The organism is Streptomyces sp. NPDC043870, assembly GCF_056435785.1.
Genome location: NZ_JBWKDT010000019.1, coordinates 33,108 through 44,181, shown reverse-complemented (window position 1 = coordinate 44,181; position 11,074 = coordinate 33,108). Strand labels below are relative to the sequence as shown.

The window sequence follows — 11,074 nt, the reverse complement described above, 5'->3', positions numbered from 1 at the left end:
TCCACGCCTCGGGCCGGAGCGCGAGGCAGTGCGCACTCCCTCCGCCCCCCCCCCCCCCCCCCCCCCCGATGAGGGTGGCGCAGCCGCACCTGGTCACCCGGGTGCGGCTACCGGTCCGGGGCTAGCGGTCGTGGTGACGTCCGCGGCCCCACGGCACGTCGTCGTGGTGGCGTCCGCGATCCCACGAATCGTCGTCGTATCCGCGGCCCCACGACTCGGTGTCGACGGTGCGCCCGCGCTCGTTGCGGAGAGTCGCGGTGTCGTTCCTGTCCCAGATCTGCTCGCGGCGGTCCTGGTACACGTCGCGGTGGGTGTCGCGGCCGAAGCCGGTGTGGACTCTGACGCTGGAGCGGGCGGGCAGACGAAGGTGGTTGAAGCGGTAGCGGTTGCCGTCGCTGTCGCTCAGGGTCCAGCCGCTCAGGTTCACCGCGTGCCGGCCGGCGTTCGTCACTTCGACCCACTCGGCGTTCAGGCTGCGGTTGGAGCGGTTCTCGCGTCCGGGGCTGTTGTGCTGAACCTGGCCGATGGCCACTGCGGAACGCCGGGACTCGTGGCGGCCGTGGCGGTCGTGGCGGTCGTCCGTGTCGGCCGCGGACGCCGGCAGGGCCGCTACGCCGACGAGCACGCCGGACGCGAGGACCGTCGCGACGAGGCGACGGGCGTTACGAGAAGCAGACATGGATGCCCTCTCAAGTCAGTGCGCACAGACTCTGGATCAGGGTCGGTGAGCGGACCATGTTCTCGGCCGGTGCCGAGGACGCACACTCTGGCGTGACCACCTCGACCACAAGCGGATGAATCGACCCGAGTTACAAAAAACGGACATTTCCGTAACTCTCCGCTGTATAGGGCATCAACGAGGAGGGGGCCGGCCAGAGAACCCGCTGCCCGATACAGCGATCCGTACAAGGGTCAACAACAAGCGGTTGCCACCGGTCGCGCCACCCCGCACGCCACCCCAGCCCCACGGGTCACGCGCCTGCAGATCTCTGTAACAGCGCGGCGGCGGCCGTCCTCGCTGGTCCTGGCGGCCGTGGAGTGGGACGCTGAGAGGGGGGCGGGCCCGAGAAGATACGGGAGGGCCGATGGGACGAGACGTCCCCGCGCTGGTGTTCACCCGTGAAGACCGGCGGCGCTACCGGAACAAGATGCAGCAGTGCCTCGACGCCTTCGCCCTGATGCTGCGCGAGGCACGCTTCGAGTCCGAACGGCCCCAGGTGGGCCTGGAGATCGAGCTGAACCTCGTGGACGCCGCGGGCGAGCCGGCGATGCGGAGCACCGACGTACTCGAGGCGATCGCGGATCCCGCGTGGTCCAGTGAGCTGGGCCGGTTCAATCTGGAGATCAACATCCCGCCGAGGGAGCTGACGGCGGGCGGGCCCGATGCGTGGGAGCAGGAGATCAGGGACGCCCTCAACCACGCCGAGGAGCACGCTTCGGCGGTGGGCGCCCATCTGGCCATGGTCGGGATCCTGCCGACGCTGAAGCTGTCGGACGTGGGCGAGGCGGCGCTGTCGGAGAACCCTCGGTACCGGCTCCTGAACGAGCAGGTGTTCGCCGCCCGGGGTGAGGATCTGCGGATCGCGGTGGATGGCGTGGACCGGCTGCGGACCTACGCGGACACCATCACGCCGGAGGCGGCGTGCACCAGTACCCAGTTCCATCTGCAGGTCTCACCGGACGAGTTCGCGGGGTACTGGAACGCGGCGCAGGCGATCGCGGGGGTGCAGGTCGCACTGGCTGCCAACTCTCCCTTCCTGTTCGGCAAGGAGCTGTGGCGCGAGACCCGGATTCCCCTCTTCGAGCAGGCCACGGACACCCGTCCCCAGGAGATCAAGGCGCAGGGAGTCCGGCCGAGGGTGTGGTTCGGGGAGCGGTGGATCACGAGCGTCTTCGACCTCTTCGAGGAGAATGCGCGCTACTTCCCCGCACTGCTGCCCCTGTGCGACGAGGAGGACCCGCTGGAGACGCTGGACGGCGGCGACATCCCCGAACTGGCCGAACTCACGCTGCACAACGGAACGATCTACCGGTGGAACCGCCCCGTCTACGCCGTCGCCCACGACAGACCCCATCTCCGGGTGGAGAACCGGGTGCTGCCGGCCGGGCCGACGGTGGCCGATGTGCTGGCGAACGGTGCCTTCTACTACGGACTGACGCGTGCCCTGGTCGAGGAGGACCGGCCGGTCTGGTCACGGATGTCGTTCTCGGCGGCCGAGGAGAATCTGCACACCGCGGCCCGGCACGGGATCGACGCACGTCTGTACTGGCCGGGCATGGGCGAGGTGCCGGTGGCCGAGCTCGTTCTGCGGCGCCTGCTGCCGCTGGCCCATGCGGGGCTGGAACATTCGGGCATGGACGCGTCGTGGCGGGAGCCGCTGCTGGGAGTCATCGAGCAGCGGTGCGTCACCGGCCGTAACGGCGCGGTGTGGCAGGCGGAGATGTTCCATCACATCGCCGACACCGCTCACGTGGATCACCATGAAGCGCTGCGGCGCATGACCGTGCAGTACATGGACTACATGCACCTCAACGCGCCGGCTCATACCTGGCCCATCGACTGAACCGGCACCCCGGCCGCCCCGGCCGGGGCAGGCGTCCCGCGGAGGCGATGGTCACGGTCTCCGTGTGCGCGGCGCCCGCGGACGCCGCGGCCCGGGACCTTCCGGCCCGCGGGCGGCGCGGCCGGGTCCTTCCGGCCTCCCGCCCGAGTACCGCCCTGCACGGTAAGGGAGCGGTCGCGGGGCGTGTTGCACACATCTAAGGTTGGGCATATCAGACAAAACCGGCTGGTAATCCCTGCCCCGGGCCCCTGGGAGGGCTCATGAACCGTATCTCGGTGACCGTGGACGGCATCGCCTACGAGGACGACGTGGAACCGCGTCTGCTGCTCGTCCACTACCTGCGGGACCGACTGGGGCTGACCGGCACCCCCATCGGCTGCGACACCAGCAACTGCGGCGCGTGCACCGTCGAGCTGGACGGGCAGAGCGTCAAGAGCTGCTCGGTGCTCGCGGTGCAGGCCGACGGGGGCGAGGTGACGACCGTCCAGGGGCTCGGTGCCGAGAACGGCGGTCTTGACCCTTTGCAGAAGGCCTTCCACGAGAAGCACGCGCTGCAGTGCGGGTACTGCACGCCCGGAATGATCATGGCGGCGCGGGATCTGCTCCGGGAGAATCCGCATCCGACTCCTGACGAGGTACGCGAGGCCCTCGAAGGCAACCTCTGCCGGTGCACGGGTTACCAGAACATCGTCCAGGCCGTGCTCGCAGCCGCCCGCGACGAACAGGAGGCCGTGGCATGACCGCGCAGCCGGCGGGCGGAACGCGCGAGAGGGAAGTGGGCCGTGCCCGGGCGCGCAAGGAGGACGCGCACCTCATCACCGGGCAGACCACCTGGACGGACAACATCAGCGTGCCCGGGATGCTGCACATGGCGATTCTGCGCAGTCCCATGGCGCATGCGCGGATCGACCGGGTGGACGTGGCACCCGCTCGGGAGCGGCCCGGGGTCGTCGCCGCGTACAGCGGGCGTGACCTCGCGGACGGGCTGGCGTCGATGCCGTGCGCATGGCCGGTGACCGAGGACATCGTGATGCCCGACCATCCGCCGATCGCCGTCGACGAGGTCCGCTACGCCGGGGACCCGGTGGCCGTGGTGGTCGCACGGGACCGCTACGCGGCGGCCGACGCGCTGGAGGCGGTGGAGGTCGACTACACGCCGCTGGAACCTGTGCTCGACCTGGAGGCCGCCCTCGCGGACGGCGCACCCCTGGTCCACGCGGACAAGGGGACGAACCGGTGCTACGTCTGGCCGCTGACGACCGGTGAGGACTGGGAATCGGTCCAGGCGCGGGCCGACGTGGTGGTGCGGCGGCGATTCGTCCAGCAGCGTCTGATCCCCAACGCGATGGAACCACGGGCCGTGGTCGTGACGCCGATCGCCGCGTCCGGGGAGTACACCATGTACTCCGCGACCCAGATCCCGCACATCGTGCGGGTGCTGATGGCCATGGTGACCGGCATTCCGGAGCAGAAGCTGCGGGTGATCGCGCCGGATGTCGGCGGCGGGTTCGGCTCCAAGCTCCAGGTGTACGGGGAGGAGGCGGTCGCGCTCGGCGTCGCCCGGAAACTGGGCCGCCCCGTGAAGTGGACGGAGTCGCGCTCCGAGGGCTATCTGGCCACCCACCACGGCCGCGGCCAGATCCAGGACGTCCGGATCGCCGCGACGCGCGAGGGGAAGCTCCTCGGCCTGAAGGTCGATCTGCTGGCCGACATGGGCGCGTATCTGATGCTGATCACGCCGGGGACTCCGCTGCTCGGCGCGTTCATGTACCCGGCGATCTACAAGATGGACGCCTACGCGTTCACCTGCACCGGTGTGTTCACGACCCGGACCCCCACGGACGCCTACCGCGGCGCGGGCCGGCCGGAGGCGACGTTCGCGATCGAACGGATCATGGACGAGCTCGCGGTCGAGCTGGGCATGGACCCACTCGAGCTGCGCCGCCGCAACTGGATCGGGCATGACGAGTTCCCGTACACGTCCATCGCGGGACTCACCTACGACAGCGGCAACTACGAAGCGGCGACGGACAAGGCGCTCGCGCTGTTCGGCTACGAGGGGATGCGCGCCGAGCAGCAGGAGCGGGCGCGGCGCGACGACCCGGTCCGGCTGGGCATCGGCGTGTCGACGTACACGGAGATGTGCGGGATCGCACCGAGCCGGGTGCTGAGGGATCTGCGGTATGCCGCCGGGGGCTGGGAGGCGGCGAGCATCCGTATGCTGCCGACCGGCAAGGTCGAGGTGGTCACGGGGACGAGCCCGCACGGTCAGGGGCATGTGACCTGCTGGAGCCAGATCGCGGCGGATGTGCTGGGTGTGCCGTTCGAGGATGTCGAGGTGGTGCACGGGGACACCCGGGCGGCGCCGCAGGGGATGGACACCTACGGTTCGCGTTCGCTGGTGGTCGGCGGCTCGGCGGTCCACGCGGCGGCGCAGAAGGTCGTGGAGAAGGCCAGGAAGGTCGCCGCGCATCTGCTGGAGGCCAGTGAGGACGATCTGGACTTCGCGGACGGCGTGTTCTCCGTGCGGGGCTCGCCGGAGGCACGGCGGACGATCCAGGAGGTCGCGTTCGAGACGTTCTCCTCGCACGACCTGCCCGACGGCATGGAGCCGACGATCAACGCCGAGCATCTGGTGGACCCGGACAACTTCTCGTACCCGCACGGGACGCATCTGTGCGCGGTCGAGGTCGACACGGAGACGGGGCGGACGCGGATTCGTTCGTACGTGTGCGTCGACGACGTCGGCCGGGTGGTCAACCCGGTGATCGTCGAGGGACAGGTGCACGGAGGCGTCGCGCAGGGCATCGCACAGGCCCTGTACGAGGAGGCCGTGTACGACGACGACGGCAACCTGGTGTCCGGGACCATGGCCGACTATCTCGTGCCGTCGGCGATGGATCTCCCGGAGTTCACGACGGAGCGCACCGAGACGCCGGCCACGTCGAATCCGCTCGGAGTGAAGGGCGTGGGCGAGGCCGGGACCATCGCGTCGACGCCGGCCGTGGTGAACGCGATCGTGGACGCGCTGCGGCCGCTCGGCGTCACGGACGTGGCGATGCCGTGCACCCCGGAGCGGGTCTGGCAGGCCATCAGACAGGCACGCACGGCGGAAGGACGGTCCGCGGCGGGCCAGGAGCGGCCGGAGGGCGAAGTACCGACGACGGGCCAGGCGCCCGCCCCGAGCGAAGAGGGGATGGCATGATCCCTGCAGCCTTCGACTACGCGCGACCGGAGACGGTGGACGAGGCGGTACGCGCGCTGGCGGACGCCGGTGAGGAGGGGAAGGTGCTGGCCGGCGGTCAGAGTCTGCTGCCGATGCTGCGGCTGCGGCTCGCGTTCCCGGAGCTGGTGGTGGACGTCGGGCGGATCCCGGAGCTGAAGGGCGTCCGTGAGGACGGGGATGCGCTGGTCATCGGGGCGATGACCACGCATCACGACGTGATCCGCGATCCGCTGGTACGGCGCCACGCCGGGTTGCTGGCGGCAGCGACGGAGACGGTCGCCGATCCTGCCGTACGGCACCGGGGGACGCTGGGCGGCTCACTCGCCCACGCCGACCCGGCCGGGGATCTGCCGGCGGTCGTCCTCGCCCTCGACGGAGAACTGGTCGCGGCGGGCCCGCAGGGGCGGCGGACGATCCCGGCGAGGGAGTTCTTCGCCGACTACCTGCAGACCGCGCTGCGGCCGGACGAGCTGGTGGTGGAGGTGCGGGTGCCGAAGACGGACGGCTGGGGCTTCCACTACGAGAAGTTCCAACGGGCGGCCCAGGCATGGGCCATCGTCGGTGTGGCGGCGCTGGTACGGGGCGGCGACGGCGGTATCGCGGAGGCCAGGGTCGGTCTGACCAACATGGGGGCGACGCCGCTGCGGGCCGCGGCGGCGGAGGCGGCCCTCGCCGGCGCCGACGGCCCGCAGGCCGTGGCGCGGGCCGCGGAGGCGGCGGCCGAGGGCACGCGCCCGTCCTCCGACCTGTCGGCCTCCGCCGAGTACCGGGAGCATCTGGCCCGGGTGCTCACCCGGCGGGCCGTGCTGGCCGCGGCCGGGATGGCCTGACGGGTGCCCCGTGGATGACCGAGCCCCGTGGATGACCGAGATGGGCGGGCCCGCGCGGGGAGCCGCCGGGGGCGGCGCACGGGCGTCCGGCTCCGGGCCGGCGACGGTGTCCGGCTCCGGGGCCGCGCGCGGCCATGGCACGGGACGGTCGGCGGATGGGGCGATGACCGAGCCGCCGGGACCCGACGAGGTACGGGAGGGACTGGAGGCGGTCGGATATCTCGTGGACGACGGGCTGGCGATCGCCTGCTTCCTGGCGTTGAAACTCCATCGGCCGATCTTCTGCGAGGGGGACGCGGGCGTGGGCAAGACGTCGCTCGCGGGGGCGCTGGCGCAGATGCTGGGTGCGCCGTTGATCCGGTTGCAGTGCTACGAGGGGATCGATGCCTCACAGGCGCTGTACGACTGGGACTTTCCACGCCAGTTGCTGCATCTGCGGGCCGCCGAGGCCGCCGGGATCACCGATGTGGAGCAGCTGGAGGGTGAGCTGTACGACCGGCGGTTCCTGATCGAGCGGCCACTGCTGCAGGCGCTGCGGACCCAGCCGTCGGTGCTGCTGGTCGACGAAGTGGACCGGGCCGACGACGAGTTCGAGGCCTTTCTGCTGGAGCTGCTGTCGGAATACACGGTCACCGTGCCGGAGCTCGGCACGCTGCGGGCCACGGCGCCACCGGTGGTGGTGCTCACCTCGAACCGGACGCGTGAGGTGCACGACGCGCTGAAGCGGCGCTGTCTGTACCACTGGTTCGACCACCCGTCCTTCGCCCGCGAGCTGGCGATCGTCCGCAGACGGCTGCCGGGAGTGACCGCGCGGCTCGCCGAGCAGGTGACCGGGGTCGTACAGGCACTGCGGGCCGAGGAGTTGCTGAAGCCGCCCGGGGTCGCCGAGACCATCGACTGGGCGGAAGCCCTGGACGCGCTGGGTGCGACGGAGCTGGACGCCGAGCTGGCGGTGGCCACCCTGGGCTCGGTGCTGAAGTACCGGGAGGACGCCGAGCGGGCCCGCTCCCTGGACCTGTCCGCGATCCTCGCGCTGCGCGGGGCGGGGGCGTGAGAACGATGACGACGACGGCAGCCGACGGGCCCGCGGTGCTGGTGGGGTTCGCGCGTGCGCTGCGGGCGGCAGGTCTGGATGCGGGGCCGGACCGGGTGCAGACGTTTCTGCGGGCGCTCGGCGAACTGGGGCCGGAGCAGCGTACGGGCGTGTACTGGGCCGGGCGGCTGACTCTCTGCGGCAGCGAGGACGATCTGGACCGCTACGACCAGGTGTTCACCGCCTACTTCGACCGGCGTGCTGCCGGGCCCCGGCCGCGAGCGCGGCCACTGGCCGTTCCCCCGCCGCCGCGGCTCGTCGTCCGGGAGACGGACCGCGCCCGCGGAGCCGAGGCCGGTCGGGACGAGGAACACGCGGGAGCGGCAGCCGCGCTCGCCAGCTCCGCAGAGGTTCTCCGCCACCGTGATGTCGCCGAGTTGACCGGCACCGAACGCGAGCAGCTGCGGCGGCTGCTGGCCGCGTTCGCGCTGCGGGGCGAACCGCGGCGTTCCGCCCGGCTGCGTCCGGCACGGCGCGGGGCCGTGGATCCGCGGCGGACCGTACGGGAGTGGCTGCGCCGGGGCGGGGAGCCGGCCCGGCTGCGGCACCGGGCACGGGCCGAGCGGCCACGCCGGGTGGTGCTGCTGCTGGATGTGAGCGGTTCGATGGCCCCGTACGCGGACGCGCTGCTGCGCTTCGCACATGCGGCGGCACACCGGGGTCCGGCGGGGCCGCGGGCGGCGACGGAAGTGTTCACCATCGGCACCCGGCTGACCCGGGTGACGGGCGCGCTGGGGCATCGTGACCCGGACGCGGCGATGGCGGCCGTTGCGGCCGTGGTCCCGGACTGGCGCGGCGGAACCCGGCTCGGTGAGATGCTGCGCGCCTTCCTCGACCGGTGGGGGCAGCGCGGGATGGCCCGCGGCGCGGTGGTCGTGGTGCTCTCCGACGGCTGGGAGCGCGGGGATCCGGCGCTGCTGGCGGCCCAGATGCGACGGCTGCACCGGCTCGCGCACCGGGTGGTGTGGGCCAACCCGCGCAAGGCACGCCCGGGCTACGCGCCGCTCGCGGCCGGGATGGCAGCGGCTCTGCCGAGTGTCGACGCGTTCGTCGAAGGGCACAGTCTGGCGGCTCTGGAGCGCCTCGCGGCGGTGGTGAGAGGAGATGGCCGTGCGTGAGACCCGGGGCCGTGGAAGGAATGGACGGCCGTGTGCGAGGCACGGGCCGGGCGTGAGGTGGGCGCCGGGCTCGGGAAAGCGCGGCCATACGGGCGCGGTGGTGGTACGCGAGGCGCCGGGCCGTGGGCGAGGGCCCGGACCGAGGCTTGGCACGGAGCCGTGTCGGAGAGGAACCGAGGATGCGTGAGATTCTGCCGGCGCTCAACCGGTGGTACGCGGCGGGCGAACCGTTCGGGCTGGCCACGGTGGTCGCGGTGAGCCGCAGTGCGCCGCGTGGTCCGGGCGCGGCGATGGCCGTCGGCCCGGGCGACGAGGTCGTGGGAAGTGTTTCCGGCGGCTGTGTGGAAGGCGCGGTCTTCGACCTCGCCAAGGAGGTCATCGCCGACGGCGAGGCACGGTTGCAGACGTTCGGCTACAGCGACGAGGACGCTTTCGCGGTGGGGCTGACCTGCGGCGGGGAGATCACACTGCTCGTGCGGTCCGTGTCGCCGGGCACCGACGAGACGTTCGGCGCGGTGGCCGAGTCCGTTGCCGCACACCGGCCCGTCGCGGTGGCGACGGTGACCGACGGCCCCGCGCCGCGCGGTGCCGCGCTGGCCGTGTGGCCGGACGAGGTGTCCGGTTCGCTGGGATCGTCGGGATTGGATGTCGCGGTCGTCGCCGACGCGCGGGGCGAGCTCGCCCAGGGCGCGACGGGGCTGCGGCACTACGGGCCCGAGGGGCAGCGCCGCGAGGACGTTGTCACCGTGTTCCTGCATTCGTTCGCGCCTCCGCCGAGGATGCTGGTCTTCGGGGCGATCGACTATGCGGCCGCTGTCGCCCGGATCGGCGACTTTCTGGGCTACCGGGTGACGGTGTGCGATGCGCGTCCGGTGTTCGCGACGCCCAAGCGCTTCCCCGAGGGCGTCGAGGTCGTGGTCGACTGGCCGCACCGCTATCTGCACGGCACCGAGACGGATGCCCGCACCCTGATCTGCGTCCTGACGCACGATCCGAAGTTCGACGTGCCGCTGCTGGAGGAGGCGCTGCGCCGTCCGGCCGCGTACATCGGGGCGATGGGCAGCCGCCGTACGCACGACGACCGTATGAAGCGGCTGCGGGAGACCGGGCTGGATGACGCGCAGTTGGCCCGGCTGCGTTCGCCGGTCGGGCTGGATCTCGGGGCCCGTACACCGGAGGAGGTCGCCATCTCGGTGGCCGCGGAGATCGTCGCGCTGCGCTGGGGCGGAAGCGGCACTCCGCTGACGGCGACCGCCGGCGCGATCCACCCTTCTGGGCCGGACCCCGGATGACGCCGACCGGGCCCGGCCGGGGCCGGCCACTCTCGTGAGGAGAGGCCGGGCTTTCTCGTGAGGAGGAGCGGAGCATGGAGTTGCAGCATGAGTTCACCGTCCCCGTCCCCGTCGAGGAGGCCTGGCGGGCTCTCCTCGACATTGAGCGGGTGGCGCCCTGCATGCCCGGTGCGACGGTGGAGGAGTTCGACGGCGAGACGATCACCGGCACCGTGAAGGTCAAGGTCGGCCCGATCTCGCTGACGTACCGGGGCACCGCTGTATTCGACGAGAAGGACGAAGCGGCGCACCGGATGGTGCTGACCGCGGGCGGGAAAGAAGTCCGCGGCCAGGGCACGGCACGGGCCACCGTCACGTCCACGCTCGCCGAGGCCGGTAGTGGTACGGCCGTGACCGTGCGGACCGATCTCGCGGTGACGGGGCGGCCGGCCCAGTTCGGGCGGGGTGTGATGGCCGAAGTCGGCGACAAGCTCGTCGGCCGGTTCGCCGCCTGTCTGACCGAGCAGCTCGCCGGGTCCGCCGCCGGACCGGAGGGAGCTCCTCCCCCGCCGCCCGACGAAGCGGCGGAGACCGGTCCCGCCGAGGCCGAGCCGATCGATCTCGTACGGACCGCGGGCCTTCCGGTCGCCAAGCGCGCGGTGATGGCGGCGCTGGTGGCCGGGCTCGTCGCCGCGCTCGTCGTCGTACTGCTGCGGCGACGGCACTGACCCTCACGACGACCCTGCCCGCGTCCCCATTGGTTTCGCTGCACTGCATCATGTGCCGCGGAGAGGGCTCTGACTGATTGCCTGTTTCGGCCTTGAGGCCGTCCAACCTCTTCCGGTCTGCACACCGGGGGGGGGGGGGGGGGGGGGGGGGGGGGGGGGGGGGGGGGAGGGGGAGGGGGGGGGGGGGGGGGGGGGAGGGGGAGGGGAGGGGGGGGGGGGAGGGGGGGGGGGTGGGGGGGCGGCG

The 11,074-nt window shown here is 72.0% G+C and carries 9 protein-coding genes; 8 read left to right on the top strand and 1 reads right to left on the bottom strand.

Annotated features, from left to right (window positions below):
- Positions 1-121: 121 nt before the first annotated feature.
- Positions 122-679 carry a lamin tail domain-containing protein gene (locus AC0699_RS22930; protein ID WP_478663185.1) on the bottom strand — a complete coding sequence of 186 codons (558 nt, stop codon included), beginning with the start codon at positions 677-679 and terminating at the stop codon, positions 122-124.
- 406 nt (positions 680-1,085) lie between these two features.
- Between AC0699_RS22930 and AC0699_RS22925 the strand changes: the two genes are divergently transcribed.
- The 8 genes from AC0699_RS22925 to AC0699_RS22890 all read left to right on the top strand — a co-directional run bounded on the left by AC0699_RS22925 (position 1,086) and on the right by AC0699_RS22890 (position 10,830).
- A complete protein-coding gene (locus tag AC0699_RS22925; protein WP_478663183.1) occupies positions 1,086-2,564 on the top strand; it encodes a glutamate-cysteine ligase family protein in 1,479 nt (492 codons plus the stop codon).
- 260 nt (positions 2,565-2,824) lie between these two features.
- Entirely contained in the window at positions 2,825-3,304 is a 480-nt protein-coding gene (locus AC0699_RS22920) for a (2Fe-2S)-binding protein (protein WP_478663181.1), read from the top strand.
- Entirely contained in the window at positions 3,301-5,769 is a 2,469-nt protein-coding gene (locus tag AC0699_RS22915) for a xanthine dehydrogenase family protein molybdopterin-binding subunit (protein ID WP_478663178.1), read from the top strand. The genes AC0699_RS22920 and AC0699_RS22915 overlap by 4 nt, the downstream gene beginning before the upstream one ends.
- The gene (locus tag AC0699_RS22910; protein WP_478663175.1) at positions 5,766-6,620 is read left to right on the top strand and encodes an FAD binding domain-containing protein; all 855 of its coding nucleotides are present in this window, start codon (positions 5,766-5,768) and stop codon (positions 6,618-6,620) included. Before AC0699_RS22915 ends, AC0699_RS22910 begins: the two co-directional genes overlap by 4 nt.
- 163 nt (positions 6,621-6,783) lie before the next feature.
- Positions 6,784-7,674, top strand: coding sequence for an AAA family ATPase (locus tag AC0699_RS22905; RefSeq protein ID WP_478663173.1), 891 nt, complete (start codon positions 6,784-6,786; stop codon positions 7,672-7,674).
- A gap of 5 nt (positions 7,675-7,679) precedes the next feature.
- Positions 7,680-8,831 (top strand): vWA domain-containing protein, encoded by a 1,152-nt coding sequence (locus AC0699_RS22900; protein WP_478663170.1) that lies wholly within the window; start codon positions 7,680-7,682, stop codon positions 8,829-8,831.
- Positions 8,832-9,010: 179 nt separating this feature from the next.
- Positions 9,011-10,123 carry an XdhC family protein gene (locus tag AC0699_RS22895; protein WP_478663167.1) on the top strand — a complete coding sequence of 371 codons (1,113 nt, stop codon included), beginning with the start codon at positions 9,011-9,013 and terminating at the stop codon, positions 10,121-10,123.
- Positions 10,124-10,197: 74 nt separating this feature from the next.
- Positions 10,198-10,830 (top strand): SRPBCC family protein, encoded by a 633-nt coding sequence (locus AC0699_RS22890; protein ID WP_478663164.1) that lies wholly within the window; start codon positions 10,198-10,200, stop codon positions 10,828-10,830.
- Positions 10,831-11,074 lie beyond the last annotated feature (244 nt).